The sequence below is a fragment of the Flavobacterium laiguense genome, from assembly GCF_003097655.1.
Lineage (GTDB): Bacteria > Bacteroidota > Bacteroidia > Flavobacteriales > Flavobacteriaceae > Flavobacterium > Flavobacterium laiguense.
In genome coordinates this window covers 68,880-90,295 of record NZ_QCZH01000015.1, presented here as the reverse complement: position 1 = coordinate 90,295, position 21,416 = coordinate 68,880, and the positions used below count along the sequence as shown (strand labels likewise).

The window sequence follows — 21,416 nt, the reverse complement described above, 5'->3', positions numbered from 1 at the left end:
TCCTGGGATATGTTGCATCTTTAAAAATACGAAAAATCCTGTTTTTATACAACTATTTTGCTATATTTGTTCGGAATTAAGCGGAGGTTTTTTCACAGACTGACGTTAGCGGTCATTGTAAAGTGCTAATTGCTAAATTTCAAAATTGAAATAAACAACCACAAAAATTAATAATAAGAATCCCTTGAATTCAGACAATCAACTACTATTCTTCTTCAGTGCAATTGGTGCTTTCAATGGCTTCATACTTGCATTTTATTTTTTTTATTCTGCATATAGCAAGCGTTTTTCAAATTACTTCCTTGGATTTCTGCTTTTAGCATTAAGTATCAGAATAACCAAGTCGCTTTTTTTCTACTTCAATGATGATTTGAGTGACGTATTTATACAAATTGGACTTTCGGGATGCATTTTAATTGGTCCATTTCTGTTTTTGTACCTAAAAAAGCAAAATAAAAACAATGCACCATATTGGGCGTGGCATATATTTCCTTACCTTATTGGCATAACAATTTTGGGTGTTCTGCTTCCATATTCAAAACACAGAGGTTTATGGAGCATTTTGATTGTAAAAAGCATTTATCTTCAATGGTTTTTCTATATAGGGTTGTCTTTTCCTTATGTTAAAAAAATTTTTAAAACCGTGTTTAACAAAAATGAGAAATTAAAAAATATTCAGCTTTGGCAGCTTAGTCTGTATTTAGGCGTTGTAGTGATTTGGCTGGCGTACTATACAGCTTCATACACATCTTATATTGTAGGTGCATTGTCTTTTTCTTTTGTAATTTATTTAGTTGTGCTATTATTGGTTTTTAGGACAAGCAAAAACTCCACTTTTTTTGAAGAAAAAGTAAGGTATGAAGGTAAAAAGTTGGATAATGATTTGTTAGCTGAAATTGAGCAAAAACTGTCGTTGATAACTGAAAAAGAACTCTATCTTAACCCTCAACTGACGCTCGCTGAAACGGCAAAAGAATTGAATGTAAGTCCTCATGTACTATCTCAGGTGATTAACGAAAAATTCAATAAATCATTTAATGTGTTTATTAATGAGTTAAGAATTGAAAGTGCAAAGAGGTTCCTTCTAAGTAATAAAAATTTTACTATTGAAGGCGTTGGATACGAAAGTGGCTTTAATTCTAAATCGTCATTTTTTACCGTTTTTAAAAAAATGACAGGTCAAACACCTGCCGAATATCAAAAAAATCAAGGTTTGTAGTTCAATTTTATAGAGTTGAACTGGTTTTTTATGACCTTGAACCCCATAATCGAGCTGTTTTTTCATTTTTGCAATAAATTATTTAAAAATTTAAAAAGTAAAAAATGAAAAAAATGTTTTTAGCTCTGGGACTTAGTCTTTTATTTCTCAACTCTAATGCACAAGTAAGAGATACAATCAGTGATTTGCAATTGGTGCAAAATACCTTAAACCTCTACCTGGAGGGGCAAGCTACCCAAGACTCAATAATGGTAGGCAAATCATATCATGACTCCTGGCAATTAAAATTCTTCAAGGATGGTAAGCTAACTGTGATGCCTAAAGCGGAATATCTCACAGGCTATACAAAGCGAACTAAGACCAAAACTTGGTCGGGTCGCATTGTGTTCATTGACATCACAAACGATGTGGCTATAGCAAAAGTAGAAATTAGTACTTCAAAACGACTATTTACAGACTATTTTCACCTCATGAAAACCACAGAGGGCTGGTTAATAGTGGATAAAATCTCTACCAGAGTTGCACACAAAACGGTTGAAGTTCCTACAAGTAAATAATTATAACAAACAGTTATTAACAAAAAATCTTCTTAGTCAAATGAATAAAATAATATTATTGATACTTATTTTTTTTGTATCTCATTCAACTTTGGTTTATTCTCAGAAAAAAATTCTTTTTGTAACATCCAATCAGCACTTTTACGGGAATACCAAAATTAATACAGCCAACCATTTTGGGGAAATAGTCATTCCTTACGATTTATTCAATAAAGCTGGAATAGAGGTTGATTTTGTAAGTCCCAAGGGCGGAGCTATCCCTATTGGCTATATTGCTACCTCAAATGCTACACATAAAAAATATTTGTACGACGGCTCATTTATGAATAAATTAGCGAATACAATGCACCCATCAGTGGTCGTACCAGAACATTATTCGGCTATCTTTTATAGCGGTGGTGGTGCTGCCATGTTTGGTGTGGCTGAGGATACATCTATCCAAACAATTGCCAGAGCGATTTACAATAGAAATGGCATCATTTCTACCCTGTGTCATGGCACAGCTGGGATTGCCTACCTAAAGGATGAAAAGGGGAATTCTTTATATAGCGGAAGAAAGATTACAGGCTTCCCCGACAGCCAAGAAGACAGAAATGAAGCCTATTATAAGACATTTCCATTCGCAATGGATAAGGCTATTAATGACAATAAAGGAAACTTTGTTTTTTCAGAAAAAGAAAATTTTTATGTTGTTGATGGTAGATTTATAACTGGTCAAGATCCAACAGCATCTGTTTCAGTAGCAAATGAAGTTATAAAACAGATTAATAATCAAAATATTAGCTCAAATACAGCCCAATACAAAAGTGACTTAGAGCAAGTAAGAGAAACTTTGTTGGATTACATTGAAGGAACAGCCAATGGTCAACCACAAAGGCTAAGAAAAGCATTTCATCCTAAATTTAATTTATATACTGTTGCAAAAGATACTTTGTGGACACGTTCAGGAGAGCAATATATTGCTAATATCAATGAGGGCGAAAGATCCAATAGATTAGGACGCATCATTGACATAGATATAGAAAAAGATGCGGCTACGGCAAAAGTGGAAATTATAGCTTCTGATACAAGATTGTTAACTGATTATTTTTTGTTGTTGAAATATGAAGGTTCTTGGAAAATTGTCCATAAAAGTTACTCATGGCGGGAAGTTCCCAAATCACCATCTATCCAGGCTGAAATAAATGGGGAATACTTCGATCCGTTTATGGGAGATTATGTAACACCCAATAACGAAATTATCGTGATAGGTCGTTCAAAACCAAAACTGTATGCCTTCAATGAAAAAAATTATGAATTTCGTGGATTAAATAAAGTAAATGACAATACTTGGACAGCGGGGAAAACAATAGTGTCCACTGATGTAGTCCAAACCTATAAATTCAAGCAAAATAAAATTGAGATTTATGAAAATGATAAGCTCATTACAACCGCCATTAAAAAGGAGTTTTACACCAATGAAAAAGTAACATACACAAATGCTAATGGCGTAAAATTGGGTGGTACATTATTTATTCCTGAAAAGCCAAATGGTAAGGCAGTCGTATTGGTTCATGGTGCAGGGGCAGAAAATAGAAATGGCTATGCTTCCAACCTAAGATTGTTGGCAGACCAAATTGCAAGAGAAGGCGTTACCGTACTCGCTTATGACAAACAAGGCATTGGCGTATCAGAAGGGAGAAGTTATGAAACATTGGGCTATCCTGATTTAGCCCAAGATGCACTTGCTGGCGTTGATTATTTAAGGTCAAGAAAGGATTTATCCTGCAAAAAAATTGGACTTGTAGGTGTTTGGCAAGGCGGATGGGTAAATGCTAAAGCCATTGACCACAGTGGGGACAAGATAGATTTTGTCGTAAATATGACTTCCTCTCAAATTACGCTGAGACAATTAGATATTGATGGTACTAAGGCCTCTATGAAATGTAAAGGAAGTTATACAGAAACGCAAATAGCCAATGTACTTAAACAACGAAGCTACTTTCTCGATTATATGGATAATCCTTCCCTTGCAAAACAGTTAGATGATTATACAAAAAGCATTGAGCAAGACACTTTATTGAAAGAATGGTTGTTTCCTAAAAGTAACGAGGTAGATTTAAAAAATAGAAACCAATGGTACAGTACTTTAGAATTAAACTATGATCCACTACCGACGTGGAAAAACTTCAACAAACCCGTCTATATGCAATTCAATGAATTTGAAGATTACCCACTATCTTATGAAAGAAAAGCAAGAGTAGATAGTCTGAAAAAGAAAAACATTCATACAGAACTAATTAAAAATGCCCAACATGGTGGTTTTGAAACAACCGATAAATGCAATGACAGTTTTTATTTATTGACAAATTATCATAAAGACTATTTTTCAAAAATGAAGGAATGGTTGAAAAGCCAATAATAAGTAGATCAACGAACCGCTAACATGGTATTGCCAAAAGCGGGGCTTCGGTGCTTTATTGAACATTTGTAATTCTAAACCCCGCCTTCGGCAATACCTAGACGTTGGCAGAAACCATAACAGAAAAAGGAGAATTCAATAATCTAACGCAACAAATGATAAATTTTATCTTTGTTGAATTATGAATAAATCCTATAAACGAATAACCTTAAATGAACGTATAATTATTGAGACTTTACTACAGGAAAAAAGATCTAAAAGTTATATCGCCGTTCATCTAAATAGATCCCGTTCTACTGTCAATAATGAACTTAAAAAATGGCTGATAAGACCTACCGATACCTACAGTGGACAACTCGCTCATTGGTATGCAACGACAATTAACTCTAATAAAAGAACCCAAGACAAAATAAACACCCACAAAAGCCTCAAAATATATGTCTACAGGGGACTATTAAATGGCTATAGTCCAGATCAAATTGCTGGAAGCATTAAATTGTCATACCCAAATGATTCAATAATGTCAATATCGTATGAAGCTATTTATCAGCACATTTATAGGCATCGACAATCTATATTAGAAAAAAAGCTCATTAAGCTACTTCCCTATCACCATCATAAAAGAAGAGAAAATAGAAAGTTTGGTAAAGACAGAATTCGAATCAAAAATCAAGTGAGTATTGAACAAAGACCCGAACATATCCAGCTCAGAGAAGAAGTAGGTCATTGGGAAGGTGATTTAATGATTGGCGTAGGACAAAAAAGCGCTATTGCAACCAACGTAGAGCGAAAAACCAGATATACTTTTATCATGAAAATTGACAATCGAAAGTCAAAAACAGTCATCAAAGCTTTTGCTAACACCTTAAACACTTTACCAGAATACATAAGAAAATCAATAACTTACGACAACGGAATGGAAATGGCAAATCATAAATGGCTCACGGATAAAACAGGAATAGACATCTATTTTGCTCATCCATATTCCTCTTGGGAACGAGGAACAAACGAAAATACAAATGGACTTATCAGACGCTTTTTCCCTAAAGGAACTGACTTTAATACAATAACACTAAAACAATTAAAACATGCACAAGACAGGCTTAATAATAGACCAAGAAAAGTGCTTGGATATAAAACTCCAAACCAAATGATGGAGCAAGAAATTAACACGAGAATGGTAAGCGGTGAGTTAAATTCGGAAATAACTTTTGGCTTCTTAAAAAGCCAAAAAAGTTATTCTGAAATTAACGCTAATATTCTTCAAAAAAATTAACTTTGAATAACTAAATTACTAATGGACTTGTTGCGATAGGTTCTTGAATCCGCCACATCACGAAAATTAAACACCTAAAAATACTTATGAGTATATTAGAACTAAAAAATATTCAAAACATCTCTACCGACATTAAATTGAGTAGAGTTTACTCACAGTTTGGAGAACTTCTAAGTGAATTAAAGAAAATGGAATTATCACAAACTGTAGTTGCCACAATTAATGAAAGTGTTGAACAAATAAACTCATCAACCCTTTTAGGAACTCAATTAACAAAACTCATAAAACAAAAGCAATCGTTAATTATTAAACGAGTTGAAAAAGAACACAAGATTGTACCAAAAAATTATTATCGAACTATTTGGATGTTCTTTGGAATGAGCGGAATTGGCATACCAATTGGAGTAGCTTTTGGATTAAGCATCGGTAATTTAGGACTATTAGGACTGGGATTGCCTATTGGCATGGCTTTAGGACTTGCTATTGGTTCATCATTGGACAAAAAAGCATTAAATGAAGGACGACAATTAAATATTGAAATAAAAAATTCATACTAATTGCGGAATAAAAAAGCCGAACCGCTAACCGCCGTTTGGCAATATGGCGGGTTTAGGCTTAATTTAAAGATGGTTTTGTACTAGTAAAATAGTCATTAACCGAAAGTTTAGGCATCCTTAATCCGCCACATCGCAAAGCGGCCAAACGTTGTGTGCAAGCCAATCGCAGAGTCAAGAATCTAACAAGGTTTTTTTGTATTCAGTTAAAAATATTCTCAAAAATCCAGGAAAAACGGCAAAGGACTATATTGATGGAAATCGGGTAAGTCATTATAAACCTATTTTGTTAGTTTTTGTACTGAGTGGACTTTCGGCATTTCTATCCTATAAAGTTTTGAACTTAAATGAAGTGATGAGTACATACTTTTCACAACAAAATATCAACTCTAATTCAATGGGCGATGTAAACTCATTTTTGTCAAGTTACAATTCTGTAATAATGCTTCTTCTTATTCCACTTTTTGCTCTAACAACCAAAATTGCTTTTAGAAAATGGGGAAATAATTACTATGAACACGTTGTTATGAATGCATATGTTTTATCATTTTATACATTAATTTCTATTATTTTAGTGTTTCCGATTATGTTCATTTTTAGACATTCACCAAATACTTTTTTTAACATAACCCAACTTTCACTTTTACTAGTACCTGCAATTTTGATTTGGTTTTTTAAAGAATTTTACAAAGACAAACCTCTGAAATCAATTATTCTAAAAGTATTAGGAGTTTTAGGATTGACAGTTTTGGGTTTACTTTTTGTTATAATATTAGTTTCTATTATTAGTTTTGGTTTGACAATTTTAAAGTAATCCGAAGTATTTATACATTCATTAAATAATAATGGTCAAGTTGCATTTATGACTTGAATCCGCCGCATTTAAAAGGAATTGTAAATGCGGCTGTTACTACATTATCAAATGGTATCGCAGAAAACATAAACTCAAAAATTCAGATAGTAAAATCTGTAGGAAGAGGATTTAAATCGGTTAAGGGATATAGAAATGCTCTACTATTTTTCAATGGAAAACTTGACCTCTTACCTGAATAAAATATAGAACCACTCAAAAAACAGTAAAACCAAATATTATAACAAAATAAAAAAACTATGAAATATTTCACGACCTCTATTTTTACAATTTTAATGTTGACAATTTGTATCAATTCATTTTCTCAACAACCTGAAATTAAAATCGGTAACACTAAAAATGTACCTGTCATAGAACTACAAGGCAATGGTCGTCAGCGTGGCTTGCAACATGGTAAAGTCTTAAAGACAGAAATTGCAGAAGTTTTTTTAAAATGGAAAAATAGTATTCAAAATGATAGTAAACAAAATGCTGATACAGTCATCACAGCCTTTTTAAAAGCAACCAATTTTGAGCCTGCCATTCGCAAACATACACCCGAAATATACGAAGAAATAAAAGGCATTGCTGAAAGTTCGGGACAGTCCTTTCGAGATGTTTTGTGCTTTCAATTGGTTGATGAGTTTTGGGTTTATATTGACCGATTAAATAACATCAAAAAGCATCATTGTAGCGATATAGGCGTTGCAGCCACCAATACACATCCTGCCTACGTTTCCCAAAATATGGATTTAGAAAGCTATATGAATGGGTATCAAATCTTGCTTCATATTGCCCCAACTTCGAATGAGCCAGAGCAATATATTTTAAGTTGTTCGGGTCTCGTTGCCCTCAATGGTGTCAATTCAAAAGGTATTGGGCTTTGTATGAATACATTGATGGAGTTAACCGCCAGTACTGATGGACTACCTGTTTCCTGTATTATAAGAGGCGTTTTAGCCCAAAAAAACGGTAAAAGTGCTTTAAAATTTCTAAAAACAGTACCTCATGCTTCAGGTCAAAACTATATCCTCGGTACTTTTGATAAAGTATATGATTTTGAAGCTTCTGCCAATAAGGTTGTCCGCTATTTACCTGACCCATCGAATGAGGCATTAGTTTATCATACAAACCACCCTATCTCTAACGATGATGTGAAACCATGGTATCAAGCGTTTCAGAAAAAATTATTAAGTGATGAAGCAAATGATGATAACAGTGTCATTCGATTAGCTTCTTTAAAAAATAGGCTAAATATTCCTGTTACCAAAATTACCGACAATGTTTTAAAGGAGGCTTTTCGTGCAAAAGACGATCCCAAAAACCCTGTTTGCAGAACTTTTCAAGAAGGAAAATCGGGTTTTACATTTAGTTCTGTGATTTTCACTTTGGGTAAAAACCCTTCAATTCAGCTTACCAATGGTTCACCCGACCAATCAGAATATGATTTACACAAATTTACTTCGGGCAAATAGAGAAAAGTCGAGTAGGTAAAGGGGAATCTCACCCCCAAACCTCTCACAGAACCGTACGTGAATCTCTCGATTCATACGGCTCTTCTTAATTCAAGTCTGTTAAGGTCTGAAACCCTCGTATTGCCAATGTTCAAACAAATTTGGAAAGTCTCTTGATAACTGTTGAAGGTATTTATACCCTACGTACCAAGGTTTCTTTCTGAATCGACGGTATTTATTGCGTATCCATTTGGTCAAGCGTAGATGCAAAACCTTGAAAAGTTTTCGCATTTCGCTCATTCGGAACTTGCTATAGTAATTTATCCAACCTCGGAGTTTGAGTTTTAATAGTTCCGCTATTTTACTTATCGGAAATTGAGTTTAGAAATATTTATGAAGAAACAAGTAAAGAAATAACAAGAGAAAAAATGACTAATTGGGTACAAAAAACCAAGCAACTCGATATGACGGTTTTTAATACCACTGCAAATAGTTTGAATTATCATTTAGAAACCATTTTAAACTTCTTTAAAAACAGACATACTAATGCAAATGCAGAATCGTTTAATTCTAAAATAAAACTCTTTAGAGCTAATCAAAGAGGTGTGGTAGATGTAAAATTCTTTCTCTTTAGAATGGAAAAACTTTTTGCTTAATCCCCAGAAAATTTATGTGACCCAAAAAAAGGACTGAAAAGCCCTTTTTTTTACAATTCTAGTAATAATACTTAATTTACAGTGCTGTATAATTAAACACTTTCCTCTAAATAAGCGGGATCAAATTCCATAGTATCCAATACTTCTACTGCTGCAGGTTTAGAAGCTTTGAGTGCATTGAACTTTTCTAATTGTTCTGTTTCTCCTTCTTCTCCACTAAAATAAGGAAAAACATCCAAAATAGGAGATTCCGAAATAGCTGGGATGTTATATTCTCCCATGGTGGTTTTCATTACATGAAGGGTGTTATCATAAGCTTCTTTTACGTCATTGGCTTGCACTAATAGATACATATTCGACTTTCGTTCTTTACCGCTTTCTTCATCATAAGCCAATAAAGAAACTTTTGATTTAAACCAACGATCCGCATTTTCAAAGGGATGTATCTCAGCATAATTAGCAACTTTAATATTCGTGATTTTAAATTCTTCACTAATATAGGCAGACATCTCTTCATTAATTCTGCTTTCTGCTTCCGTATAGGATAAAGCATCTACCAAGTAAGGTTCTGTCGTAATCTTTTGCCCTCCAGTTTCATCTGTTTTTCTATATTTTACTTTGCATTCGTACCAAATTGTGCTCATCTCTCTTTTTTTTAAGGATGCCAAAGATAGATTTTAAAGAAAAATAAATACACAATTCAAAAAATAGATATTCACAATTTTGGATAAATTCAATCGCAGTCATTTTCTATTTTGTTTACCATCTAAATAAGTATTAAAAAAAAGCTTCAAGCAAAGATTACTACTACAATTTGTTTTTTTCAATCGCAAAAGTTTAAGTGGCATTATAAAAACATAACTTTACCAAATAAAACAAAGATTCAATATACAACTGCAATTTCTATGGAATCATTAATTAATTATTTTAAAAAAATGGGTTTTTCAGAAGAAAGCCTAACTGTTTTTTTAAAACAAATTAAAACAAGGACATTTCAAGCCAACGAAATTATTCTTTTCGAAGGTCAGGTTGAAAACTATATGTCATTTATTGACACAGGAATTGTACGTTATTACGCTGTGCATAATGAGAAGGAAATTACCTTTGATTTTGCTTTCCAAAACTCTTTTTATTGTGCTTACGACTCTTTTTACACCAGAAAAAAAACAGCCGTTTATATCCAAGCCATAACACCCTGTGTATTACATTCGATCTCACACGAAAGTTTGAATGCATTGTATGCTATGTGCGAAACCTCAAAAAAACTAGGTCAAATTGCCACTGAATATTTACTTTCCAAAAAAGTAAAAAGAGAAATGGATTTATTGCTCAAAACTCCGCAAGAGCGATACGAAGCTCTTTTTACGGAGCAATCCAAACTAATACAATCGATTCCTCAAAAATACATTGCGTCCTATATAGGCGTAGTTCCAGAAACCTTAAGCCGAATCCGAAAACGTATTACTTGACCAAAGTCAATTTCTCGCCCATAAATCATTCTCAACTTTGCATCAGTAAATAACTGATAAAACAAAATTGAAATGAATTTTAGCATCACCCACATTGACACCGCTTGTGTTTTAATAAACATAAACGGATACAAAATCCTGACCGATCCAACACTGAACAAAAAAGACGGTTGGTTACCCCAATATGTAACAAGCCCCCTAGCCTTTTCCAAAAAATACATTGACGCCGCACTTACTCCCGCCGAAATTGGAAAAGTGGATTTGGTATTACTCAGTCACGACCATCATAAAGACAACCTAGACAAAACTGGGAGAGAATTCATTAAAAACGTTCCTCTTGTATTATCCACTACAGCTGCGGTCCATAGACTTAAAGACACCAAAACCATTGGTCTCGAAAACTGGGAGGAATATTCAATAAAGGACGAAAGAGTCAAAGGATTGAAGATTACGGCCATTCCGGCACAGCATACCAACATCAAACGATTGGACAAAATGATGGGCAAAGTACTTGGCTTTACCATCGAATGGGACAATCAAGAAAAAGGGTGTCTTTATATTTCTGGTGACACCGTGCTTTTTGAAGGAGTTTATGAACTTGCCAAACGAAAAAAAGTGGATGTTGCCATTTTACATCTCGGAGCAGGCGCCTTCCCCTATCTAAAAAAGAATTTACGAGTGACCATGAATGGCGAAGAAGCCATAAAAACAACACAATTACTCCAAGCCAACACTGTAATACCCATACATTATGAAGGTTGGTGGCACTTTAGACAATCTGTAGCGTCATTATTGAACGAAATAAAAAATTCGAATGTCAGCGATAAATTCATTTGGCTAAAAAGCGGAATAGATACCCGAATTATGTCTTAAAACTGCCAAATATTTTTATAAACAGCATAAAAACCCAGAAAAAATGAAAAATAAAACCAAGCTAAGCTTTCTATTCGGCTTATGTATAGCAATAAATTCGAATGCACAAAATTCAAAAATCATCACTGGATTCCATCATATAAAAAGTGTTGCAACAGATGGACATTTTATATATGTAGCCGACATTGGTAAAGAATTAAACCCAAATGCAAAAGATGGCGATGGTAAAATACTTAAATTAGATAAAAAGGGACAAATCCTAGATTCTACGTTTGTAAAAGAAAAACTAAATGCGCCAAAAGGGCTAGCCATCGATAATGGAATACTATTTTTAAATGACATTGATCGTCTTCTTGCAATTGATTTAACAACAGGAACAAAATTATATGAAATCGACTTTAGCAAAGACAGTTCGTTTTTGAACGATATCGCAGTATGGGATTCAACCACTTTATATGCAACTGCAACTGATAAAAGTAAACTCTTCAAAGTTAATCTAAATGACAAATCCTATTCCGAAATTAAAATCGACCACCCAATCTATGGAATCAATGGATTGTTTTGCTATAAAAAAGCCAATAGATTGTATATAAATGGTTTTGGAACCGATAATAAACCCAATGGCGCTGTGGGATATTTAAATTTAAAAGACAATATTTTCACAAAACTAACCGAAGCTGAAGGCTATTTTGATGGGATATCCATTGCCAATGATGTACTATATGTAAGTAACTGGGTATCGTTTGAAAAAAAAGGAATCCTATTCTCCATACAATTGTATAACAATAGATTAAATATAATTAAGCTTCCCGAACTTATAGCTGGCCCAGCCGATTTTATAATACTCAAAGACCAATTAATTGTTCCAGGAATGATCAATGGAGAACTTCATTTTATAAAATTAGATACCAGTTTAAAACAAAGCCTATGATACATTCCGAATTCAAAAAATCAGTATAGACCAAAAAAAACACAGCAATTTAAAAAAAAACACAAATTTCTTTCACTCAATTAAAAAAAAACACATGATAGTACATAAGCAACTTACTCTGGATCATCTTACTTTTGATTTACGCTGCGCAGGAGATCCCTCTAATGAACTCGTTATACTATTGCATGGATTCCCAGAGACCAATCACATGTGGATACCACTGATGAAGGATTTATCCAAAAAAGGATTGTACTGTGTTGCTCCCAATTTACGGGGATACAGTCCAGGAGCGCAACCAAAAGGCAAAAAAAACTACACGCTAGAACAACTGGGCTCCGATATTGTTACTATTAGCAAGGCTTTGGGAAAAGAAAAATTTCACTTGATTGGCCATGACTGGGGAGCTTGCATTGGTTGGCATGTAGCATATGAGCAACCCGAATTGGTCCTGAGTTGGAGCGCTTTGTCCATTCCTCATTTACAAGGATTTGGAGAAGCACTAGCTAAAGATCCCACGCAGAAGAAGATGAGTTCATATATGCAACGATTTCAAATACCATGGTTGCCAGAGTATAAAATAAAGAAAGACAATTTTGCAGTTTTGAAGCGTCTTTGGAAAAATTGTACTAAAGAAGAAATAGCCGATTACCTATCCGTATTTCAAAAAAAAGGAACAGTTACAGCTGCACTTAATTACTATAGAGAAAATTACAAAATATTGAAGAATGCTACTAAAACTCAAATATTGGATGATGTAGATGTACCTACTTTAATGATTTGGGGGGAAGATGATTTTGCAATTGGTTCTTATGGAGTAGAAAGATGCAAAGATTATGTCACCGGAGATTACACATTTATAAAAGTCAAAGGGGGGCATTGGCTGGTTCAAACCAATTACAATGAAGTAGCCCTAGCAATAAACAACCATTTGGATAAATACCGGTCTTCTCTTAATTAAAAACAGACCATTTTAAAATATAAAAGATGAAAGAAATAATTCAGTTATCCGTTTTTCCTTTTGGGATGATCAATTGTTTCCTTATAAAAGGAGAAAAAAAACACGTTCTAGTCGATACGGGTGTACCTAATAGTGAGAAAAAAATCATCAAACAATTAAAGAAAAACGGCATAAAATTAGATGATATTGGTTTAATACTAGTGACTCATGGGCATATTGACCATTTTGGAAGTGCCAAAGAATTAAAGGATATTTTAAAAGTCCCCATTCTAATACATGATTTAGACAAAGAAGCATTACAAACTGGAAAAAGTATGCTGAAAACTTTAAAGTCTAACCATAAAATTTGGGATATTGTTCTTAAACCTAAAATAGTAAAAGATACAGCTTCACCTTGTTTTCCAGACATAGTTTTAAATGGAAACCAAGAATATGATTTGTCAATTTATGGGATAAATGGAAAAGTAATTCATACTCCAGGACACACACCAGGTTCTCTATCTGTTATTCTTGAAGATGGAAATGCCATAATTATGGATTTAGCATCGTCAGGAATATTACTTGGGGGAATAGCGTTCCACTCAAGAATGAAACACCCCCCTTTTCATGACAATTTAGAACAAGTAAAAAACAGCATCAATCACGTACTTTCCTTACATACCCACCAATTTTATCTTGGACACGGACATCCAGTTTCCAGAAAATATTTAATAAAGTATAGAGACCAATTTTTGAGATGATAAATAAAATGGCAGCCAATAATAGCAAAGGGCAGCTTTCGTTCACAGTACGAACAATAAAACCTATGCTGTTCGAAACTGTACTACAAAAACAACTAAAATTAGACTTATGAACAAAAATCCAAATTCAACATATAAAATTCGCTTTACGGATTGCGATATGTTCGGACACTTAAACAATTCTAGATATCTTGATTACTTAATTAATGCTCGAGAAGACCATTTAAAAGATTTTTATAACTTTGACTTTAATGAGTATTATAAAAATGATTTAGCCTGGGTAATCGGCAGCCATGAAATCACATACATAAAACCTGCCCTATTTAATGAAATAGTATCCATTCAATCTACTTTATTACATGTTGATATAGAATTTCTTCACTTAGAAACTATTATGATGAACGAAGAACAAAATCAAATTAAGGCAATTATGAGATCCAAACTTATTCCTATAAATTTAAAAACAGGCAAAAAAGTTCCTCATGATCTTCAATTTATGGCATGGGCAAAAACAATTGAAAACACAGAAGTTGCCAACCAAGGCAATTTACAAGATAGAATTAGACAATTGCTTACTGATTTTAAAGTGAAGCATAACTAATAAAGCGGAATAAACTTGTACAATCAGGCGTTGCAAATAACTAAAAATAGGTGAATTGAAAACATTTGAAACAGAAAGATTACTACTAAAACCAACATCCAAATAAGATGTTGGTTTTATTTTAGAATTATTCAATACCCCAAAATGGATCGAATTTATTGAGGATAGGAAAATACAAAACAGTACAGATGCAGAAGAGTATATAGAGACTAAGATATTGCCACAATTCGAAAGATTGGGGTATGGCAATTACACGGTAATCCGAAAATTGGATGGAAAAAAAATAGGTTGTTGTGGTCTTTTCGATAGAGAGGGCTTGGAAGGAATCGATATTGGATTTGCTTTACTCCCGATTTTTGAAAAGCAAGGCTATGCTTTTGAATGTGTGAACAAACTAAAAGAAGCGGCATTCCAACATTTCAGATTAAGTAAACTTAGCGCAATAACAGATAAAAACAATTTAGCCTCACAGTATTTATTACAAAAAATAGGTCTTTCATTTGTGGGAAACACAAAACTTCCACATAAAATGGAAGAGGTGCTTTTATATCAACTTTTATCATAATGAAAATAGGGTGTTTTAAATTCAACTTTTGTCCAACGAGGACAAGCCCAAATCAAGTCACTTATTCAATCCCGCTTTGCCAATGTAAAAATCCTCTCTATCTTTGTGTACAAAACCCGAACAAAAATTAAACCCCTATGGCTACATTTAGCAAACAACTTTCTTTTCGTTGGTCTGATTTAGACCCCAATTTTCACTTGCGTCACAGTGCATATTATGACTTTGGAGCGCAACACCGTGTTGAGATTATGGCACAATTAGGATTGACTTTAAGAGTGATGCAAACGGAGCATATTGGTCCAATTTTATTTAGGGAAGAATGTGTTTTTAGAAAAGAAATCAATCTCTCCGACGTTATTACCATGCAAACCAAAATGGCAAAAATGAAAGCCGATGCTTCACGCTGGTCTATAGTTCATGAATTTTATAAAGAAGATGTATTGTGCGCCGTTATTACAGTAGATGGTGCTTGGATGGATACTAAACTTCGTAAACTAGCCACTCCTACTCCGCAAATTGTTACTGATGCGTTAAGTGTTTTTCCAAAAACAGCTGATTTTATTGCGTTATAATTATTCCAAATCCTATCAAATATGTTTACAATTGCTCAAATAAAAGAAGCGCATTCCAGAGTTCAATCTGGAGCTGACTTCCCTACTTACATTCAAGATTTAATTGCATTAGGAGTAAAAGGATATGATACCTTTGTTAACGATGGTCATGTAGAATATTTTGGTGCCGATAATTTTCGGGCGGTAGCGACTGAAACTTATAACAGCATCACTATTGCTCCGTCTGCCAACAAAGAGCGATTCATTGAATTTCTGGTTATACATCAAGACGGCCAAACCGATTACCTCACCTTTTGTAATCAAGCTGGACAGTGCGGAATTGCAAAATGGAGCGTTAATATTATAGAAATGACCTGTACTTATTATGACCAATCGGGTGCTGCTATTTTAATAGAAAAAATCCCGAGTTAGGTTTATCAAAAAAAAGGGTATTATCACAAAATGAGTGGTTAAATATTGCAACAAATAAACTAAAATTTACCATTAAGGCATTAAGGGGTATTAAGCTTAATGGCTCTTAATGTCTTAATGGTAAAAAAATGAATTCTAATTTTGAATAGAATATACAGGGACAATGGTAAAACAAAAAAAGTGGTCTGTTTCCAAACCACCTTTTTAATGCTCTAAAATACAACCGATAATTAAACCAAGTCGAAACGATCTAGATTCATCACTTTGTTCCAAGCGGCTACAAAGTCGTTTACAAATTGTTCTTTAGCATCCTCACATGCATACACCTCAGCGAGGGCTCGAAGCTCTGAGTTCGAACCGAAGATAAGATCGACACGCGTTCCTGTCCATTTCAATGCTCCTGTCTTACGGTCACGACCTTCAAACACCTCTTGTGAATTTGAGGAAACTTTCCAAGTCGTACCAAAATCAAGCAAATTCACGAAGAAATCATTAGTCAATGTCTCAGGACGAGTAGTGAACACCCCATGTTTAGACTGATCGAAATTTACATTAAGAACACGCAAACCACCAACCAATGCTGTCATTTCAGGTGCAGTTAGCGTCAATAGCTGCGCCTTGTCAATCAACATTTCCTCAGCCGAAACAGTATATTGGATTTTCATATAATTGCGAAAACCGTCTGCTTCTGGCTCAAGTACTGCAAATGACTCCACATCAGTATGATTTTGTGAAGCATCAGTTCTTCCCGGTGTAAAAGGAACAGTCACATTTTGACCCGCTTGTTGAACTGCTTTCTCAATTCCAACACCACCAGCCAGAACTATTAAATCGGCTAATGAAACCTGTTTCCCGTCAGACTGGACACTATTGAATGTTGTCTTAATACCTTCCAGAGTTTCTAGCACTTTTGCTAATTGAGCAGGATTATTGACTTTCCAATTCTTTTGCGGAGCAAGACGTATGCGAGCACCATTGGCACCACCTCTTTTATCGGAACCTCGGAACGTAGATGCCGAAGCCCAAGCTGTTGATACCAATTGGGACACAGACAATCCAGAAGCCAATATTTTAGCTTTCAAAGCGACAATATCATTTGCGTCAATTAGTTTGTGTGTTACAGTTGGAACAGGATCTTGCCAAATGAGTACTTCCTTAGGTACCTCTGGCCCTAAATAACGCACAATTGGTCCCATATCGCGATGCGTCAATTTGAACCAAGCACGAGCAAATGCATCTGCAAAAGTTTCAGGGTTTTCATAGAATCGTCTTGAAATTGACTCATAAATAGGGTCTTCTCTCAAGGATAGATCAGTTGTAAGCATAAATGGAGCGTGACTTTTTGAAGGATTATGGGCGTCTGGCACCATACCTGCTCCCGCACCACCTTTTGGCTTCCACTGATGCGCACCGGCTGGACTCTTGTCTAACTCCCATTCGTAGCCAAACAGGTTTTCGAAGTAATTGTGACTCCACTTCGCAGGAGTCTTGGTCCACGCTCCTTCTAGACCGCTACTAATAGTGTATTCTCCATTCCCACTGCCAAAAGAATTTTTCCATCCAAGACCTTGTTCCTCGATACCCGCAGCTGCTGGTTCTGCCCCAACGTACTCATTTGGATCGGCTGCACCATGGGTTTTCCCAAAGGTGTGCCCGCCGGCAATAAGCGCAACTGTTTCTTCGTCATTCATAGCCATTCGGGCAAAGGTCTCACGAATATCAATGGCAGCTGCAATCGGATCAGGGTTTCCGTTAGGCCCCTCAGGATTCACATAAATAAGTCCCATCTGAACGGCAGCAAGAGGATTCTCCAATTCACGGTTACCTGAATAACGTTTGTCATCCAACCACTTTCCTTCGGAGCCCCAATAAATATCTTCATTGGGTTCCCAAACATCGGCACGTCCGCCTCCGAAACCGAAAGTTTTGAAGCCCATCGACTCCAAAGCACAATTCCCAGCAAGAATCATTAGATCTGCCCACGAAATTTTTTTCCCATATTTCTGTTTGATTGGCCATAGCAGCAAACGAGCCTTATCAAGATTCACATTATCAGGCCAGCTGTTGAGTGGAGCAAATCGCTGCGTACCTGCACCGCCACCGCCACGACCATCTGCAATACGATACGTACCGGCACTATGCCATGCCATCCTGATAAAGAAAGGACCATAATGACCATAGTCCGCTGGCCACCAGTCTTGGGAATTAGTCATTAAATCAAAAAGATCTTTCTTCAAGGCATTCAAATCAAGGCTTTTAAAAGCCTCGGCATAGTCGAACGACTCCCCCATTGGATTCGACAATGAAGAATGTTGCCGAAGAACACCTAGTTTCAACTGATTCGGCCACCAGTCATCGTTTCTCGTGCCTGAGCCTGCACTTTGTTTTGAGCTGCCGCCTGAAAATGGGCATTTGCCTTCCCCATTTGCATGGATACCATTGAATGCATCCTGATTTGTGCTATTTTCCATAATGTGATGATTTTTAAAAACTTACATACGAATTTATTGATTTTTTTATTATATAAATTATTTTTTCAATAGATAAAAACTATAGCTATTTCTCGGATTTAATATGTATCGGTATACTTAGAATAGTCAAGTAAGTAAAATCAAAATATTAAAACCCAAAATCAATAGCTGCAATTAATTTTTAGTTACTTGTTTTATTCCTCCTAATATTACTTTTATTTGACTATCCGTGACTTATCCCCAAAATACATAAACGGAGAATGGAACACGGATTATACTGATTCGCTAAAGCGAAAACGCTGATAAAAACGGATATTGATTTAGAATATGTTGAAAATAGCGGATTATACCACCTTCGGCAGTTGACGGATTAAAATCAAATTAATAAAAAACACTCTTGGCACTCATTACGGACAGTCAATACTTTTATATATTCCCGAAATAAGTGCTTTCTAGTGAAAAACAGAACGAGATGAAGTATTCGTTGGTTTTTCAAAATAATGTTATGTATCTTTGAATATATACTCTTTCAAATGAAAACAATACCATTTCTAAACGCCAGTGCCTGGATTGATGCCGAAAACGAAGCCGATCCAAACAACGAAATAGACCAAGATGTAACCTATCCTAAGGAATTATTATATTCCGACAGAATGTATGAAAGGCTTATGGATTATAATCCAAATGCTTCCGAAGCGGTTCAGATAGCTGCCAAGGCACAACACATTTGTCGTTGGAAAATCGCTAGAGAATCCTATCCAATGGATCGTGTGGGTTATCTAAAATGGAGAGAAGATTTAAAGAAATTCCATGCCAAAACAACCGCCGAAATATTAGAAAAAGCAGGATACGACCAAGCATTTATAGCCCGAGTTTCCTTTCTGATTGAAAAAAAATCACTCAAAAAAGATGAAGAAACACAACTTTTGGAAGATGTTATCTGTTTGGTCTTTTTAGAATATTACCTAGATCCTTTTGTTCACAAACACGATAGGGAGAAAATGAAAAACATCATTCAAAAAACGTGGAATAAAATGTCTGACAAAGGACATCAAGAGGCGTTAAAAATCAACTACAGCGAAGAGAATCTTCAATTGATAAAGGAAGCTATTGGATTATAGAACCTTTTAAAAATATCATTCTTAAATCTTTAAAATCTGTGTGCCAATTTATTTTTGCACGCAGATTTTTCATTTTCAGAAGATAGTAAACTTTCACACCTTCTTTTTGATTTTTTTAAAGATAAACAAAAATACAAAATACTTACACACAGATTTTTAACAGAAACCACATAGTCTATTTAGAGTCAAATATTTAAATTAAAAAACGTTTTATCCCTAACTTTGTATAGATCATTTCTATTTGAATTCCAATGCCATTTCCAAATAGTACCTTTTACATTCGTTCTTAAAAATGTTTTTAATTTATTGTCTAATATAAAATCAAAAAGCTATGTTTATTGTACGAGAAATATTCTGTCTGCAATTTGGCCGCTATAAAGAAGCCAAAGCACTAACTGACGAAGCTATCGCTAGTGGAATTTTGACATTACCCGCGGGTGGGCGAATCCTTACTGATTTCACGGGTGAAAGCTATCGCCTTATAATCGAGTCTCCATATCCTACTTTGGCCGCTTTTGAAATGGATTTATCAAAAGAGTTAAATGCCGAAATTTGGAAAAAATGGTATGAAAAATTCAAACCATTGATTAAGTCATCCCAAAGGGAAATTCTGAAACAAATTATTCCTGCTTCCTAAACTTTACAATATACAATCTGAGTCGGGCTTTTTAGTTTTATAGATTAAATCTGCTAAGACCAAAAAGTACCGGCTTCTTTTTTATATGTTTATAAAAAGGTTTTTATAGTATTTTCTATTATTCCCATGATTCAAACTCTATGTTACAAAGCATACAATTATTGTTTAAATCGATTATATTTACTTTCTAATTAACAAAAATCGGTTAGCCTAATCGTTTTAAACGAACTGACTTGATATACAATTACCATAAAAAATGGACTTATATTCAGAATATTATGTGAGTAAAAAATGTGAACGATTTGTAAATAAAATTTGGCACCTGGATAATAGTATCGGTGATACAACAATTAAAAACAAATTAGTATTACCAAATGGTTGTTTCAATTTAGCGATTGTAAGCGGCATATCTATAGAAGTTCATACTAGTAAAAAAAAGTATGTAATGGATAACGGGTTTTATTTTTGTTCGCAAATGACCAATACTGTTTTGGTTAATATTCAACCTAGAACTAAAGTAACAATCGTGCAATTTCATGCTTGGACCATTTCTATGTTTCCAAGTTATGATTTAAGTAATTTTACCGATTCAATAATTCAAGTAAATAGAAAAGACTTACCATTCAAGGACATAATTAAACCTACTCTACATAATAATACTTCCGCTTTGTTAGACTGTATGAATAGCTATTTTGAAGAATTATTTTTTTTAAATCCAAATAAAAATCTAATCGAAAAAATATGTGAAATTATTCAACTTCACAATGAAGAAATTAATGTTTCTGAAATTGGAGAAACTCTGAATTTTTCTCAAAGATTATTACAAATTAAATTTAAAAGTGCAACTGGACTAACCATTAAAAAATACATCAAAATTCTAAAGTTAAGAAAATCCATAGATCAAATGGTTAACTATAATCCAAAGGGACTTAATCTAACAAATATTGCACTTTATAATAAATATTTTGATCAATCACATTTCATAAAAGATTTTAAAGATGTTACGAAAATATCACCCAAAATGTTCAATCCCGATTTGTATTTTCTTTCCAAAAAAAGATAACATTTCGCTTTTTTACAATTCTTTAAAAAATGATTGA

Annotated in this window: 23 protein-coding genes and 1 pseudogene; 21 read left to right on the top strand and 3 right to left on the bottom strand. The window is 34.3% G+C overall.

The features are described from left to right. Positions 1-433 precede the first annotated feature (433 nt). The 8 genes and pseudogenes from DB891_RS12705 (at position 434) to DB891_RS12670 (ending at position 8,332) form a co-directional block, all read left to right on the top strand. Positions 434-1,219, top strand: a complete 786-nt coding sequence (locus tag DB891_RS12705; protein WP_189337148.1) for a helix-turn-helix domain-containing protein — start codon at positions 434-436, stop codon at positions 1,217-1,219. A 104-nt stretch (positions 1,220-1,323) separates the two neighbouring features. After that, positions 1,324-1,776, top strand: coding sequence for a nuclear transport factor 2 family protein (locus tag DB891_RS12700; RefSeq protein ID WP_116763952.1), 453 nt, complete (start codon positions 1,324-1,326; stop codon positions 1,774-1,776). Positions 1,777-1,816: 40 nt separating this feature from the next. Then, the gene (locus DB891_RS12695) at positions 1,817-4,177 is read left to right on the top strand and encodes a nuclear transport factor 2 family protein (protein WP_116763951.1); all 2,361 of its coding nucleotides are present in this window, start codon (positions 1,817-1,819) and stop codon (positions 4,175-4,177) included. 181 nt (positions 4,178-4,358) lie between these two features. Next, positions 4,359-5,345: pseudogene (locus tag DB891_RS12690) on the top strand (IS30 family transposase); the annotation flags it as partial. A 194-nt stretch (positions 5,346-5,539) separates the two neighbouring features. Beyond that, positions 5,540-6,010 carry a hypothetical protein gene (locus DB891_RS12685; protein WP_116763949.1) on the top strand — a complete coding sequence of 157 codons (471 nt, stop codon included), beginning with the start codon at positions 5,540-5,542 and terminating at the stop codon, positions 6,008-6,010. Between the two features lie 193 nt (positions 6,011-6,203). Continuing rightward, a complete protein-coding gene (locus DB891_RS12680) occupies positions 6,204-6,821 on the top strand; it encodes a DUF3667 domain-containing protein (protein ID WP_262497838.1) in 618 nt (205 codons plus the stop codon). Positions 6,822-6,874: 53 nt separating this feature from the next. After that, positions 6,875-7,060: a transposase gene (locus DB891_RS17990; protein WP_189337147.1), complete on the top strand. Its 186-nt coding sequence runs from the start codon at positions 6,875-6,877 to the stop codon at positions 7,058-7,060. A 57-nt stretch (positions 7,061-7,117) separates the two neighbouring features. Continuing rightward, complete coding sequence (locus tag DB891_RS12670) at positions 7,118-8,332, top strand: C45 family autoproteolytic acyltransferase/hydolase (RefSeq protein WP_116763946.1); 1,215 nt, start codon at positions 7,118-7,120, stop codon at positions 8,330-8,332. Between the two features lie 99 nt (positions 8,333-8,431). Here DB891_RS12670 and DB891_RS17985 read toward each other — a convergent pair whose 3' ends face one another. Further along, positions 8,432-8,680: a group II intron maturase-specific domain-containing protein gene (locus DB891_RS17985; RefSeq protein WP_116763945.1), complete on the bottom strand. Its 249-nt coding sequence runs from the start codon at positions 8,678-8,680 to the stop codon at positions 8,432-8,434. On the opposite strand from DB891_RS17985, the gene DB891_RS12660 reads away from it, so the two are divergent. Beyond that, positions 8,659-8,967: a transposase gene (locus DB891_RS12660; RefSeq protein ID WP_223256104.1), complete on the top strand. Its 309-nt coding sequence runs from the start codon at positions 8,659-8,661 to the stop codon at positions 8,965-8,967. The genes DB891_RS17985 and DB891_RS12660 overlap by 22 nt on opposite strands. 92 nt (positions 8,968-9,059) lie before the next feature. On the opposite strand, the gene DB891_RS12655 is transcribed toward DB891_RS12660, so the two are convergent. Beyond that, complete coding sequence (locus DB891_RS12655) at positions 9,060-9,611, bottom strand: DUF4494 domain-containing protein (protein WP_116763957.1); 552 nt, start codon at positions 9,609-9,611, stop codon at positions 9,060-9,062. Positions 9,612-9,872: 261 nt separating this feature from the next. Between DB891_RS12655 and DB891_RS12650 the strand changes: the two genes are divergently transcribed. The 9 genes from DB891_RS12650 (at position 9,873) to DB891_RS12610 (ending at position 16,087) form a co-directional block, all read left to right on the top strand. Then, positions 9,873-10,436 (top strand): Crp/Fnr family transcriptional regulator, encoded by a 564-nt coding sequence (locus tag DB891_RS12650; protein ID WP_116763944.1) that lies wholly within the window; start codon positions 9,873-9,875, stop codon positions 10,434-10,436. 72 nt (positions 10,437-10,508) lie between these two features. Continuing rightward, on the top strand, positions 10,509-11,309 hold the full coding sequence (locus DB891_RS12645) for an MBL fold metallo-hydrolase (protein WP_116763943.1): 801 nt from the start codon (positions 10,509-10,511) through the stop codon (positions 11,307-11,309). Positions 11,310-11,352: 43 nt separating this feature from the next. Continuing rightward, positions 11,353-12,240 (top strand): NHL repeat-containing protein, encoded by an 888-nt coding sequence (locus DB891_RS12640; protein ID WP_116763942.1) that lies wholly within the window; start codon positions 11,353-11,355, stop codon positions 12,238-12,240. A 94-nt stretch (positions 12,241-12,334) separates the two neighbouring features. Continuing rightward, positions 12,335-13,198: an alpha/beta fold hydrolase gene (locus DB891_RS12635; protein ID WP_116763941.1), complete on the top strand. Its 864-nt coding sequence runs from the start codon at positions 12,335-12,337 to the stop codon at positions 13,196-13,198. 26 nt (positions 13,199-13,224) lie between these two features. Next, complete coding sequence (locus DB891_RS12630) at positions 13,225-13,938, top strand: MBL fold metallo-hydrolase (RefSeq protein WP_116763940.1); 714 nt, start codon at positions 13,225-13,227, stop codon at positions 13,936-13,938. Positions 13,939-14,047: 109 nt separating this feature from the next. Continuing rightward, a complete protein-coding gene (locus DB891_RS12625) occupies positions 14,048-14,539 on the top strand; it encodes an acyl-CoA thioesterase (RefSeq protein WP_116763939.1) in 492 nt (163 codons plus the stop codon). 118 nt (positions 14,540-14,657) lie between these two features. Further along, entirely contained in the window at positions 14,658-15,104 is a 447-nt protein-coding gene (locus DB891_RS12620; protein WP_317046008.1) for a GNAT family N-acetyltransferase, read from the top strand. A 137-nt stretch (positions 15,105-15,241) separates the two neighbouring features. Then, positions 15,242-15,676, top strand: a complete 435-nt coding sequence (locus DB891_RS12615; RefSeq protein ID WP_116763938.1) for an acyl-CoA thioesterase — start codon at positions 15,242-15,244, stop codon at positions 15,674-15,676. Between the two features lie 21 nt (positions 15,677-15,697). Further along, complete coding sequence (locus DB891_RS12610) at positions 15,698-16,087, top strand: DUF1398 domain-containing protein (RefSeq protein WP_116763937.1); 390 nt, start codon at positions 15,698-15,700, stop codon at positions 16,085-16,087. A 230-nt stretch (positions 16,088-16,317) separates the two neighbouring features. On the opposite strand, the gene katG is transcribed toward DB891_RS12610, so the two are convergent. Next, entirely contained in the window at positions 16,318-18,558 is a 2,241-nt protein-coding gene (gene katG / locus DB891_RS12605; RefSeq protein WP_116763936.1) for a catalase/peroxidase HPI, read from the bottom strand. Positions 18,559-19,091: 533 nt separating this feature from the next. Here katG and DB891_RS12600 point away from each other — a divergent pair. From DB891_RS12600 to DB891_RS12590, 3 genes are all read left to right on the top strand, one after another. After that, complete coding sequence (locus DB891_RS12600) at positions 19,092-19,679, top strand: DUF4202 domain-containing protein (RefSeq protein ID WP_116763935.1); 588 nt, start codon at positions 19,092-19,094, stop codon at positions 19,677-19,679. Between the two features lie 331 nt (positions 19,680-20,010). Beyond that, positions 20,011-20,316, top strand: a complete 306-nt coding sequence (locus DB891_RS12595) for a hypothetical protein (RefSeq protein ID WP_116763934.1) — start codon at positions 20,011-20,013, stop codon at positions 20,314-20,316. 256 nt (positions 20,317-20,572) lie between these two features. Further along, complete coding sequence (locus tag DB891_RS12590; RefSeq protein WP_116763933.1) at positions 20,573-21,379, top strand: helix-turn-helix domain-containing protein; 807 nt, start codon at positions 20,573-20,575, stop codon at positions 21,377-21,379. Positions 21,380-21,416: the final 37 nt, after the last annotated feature.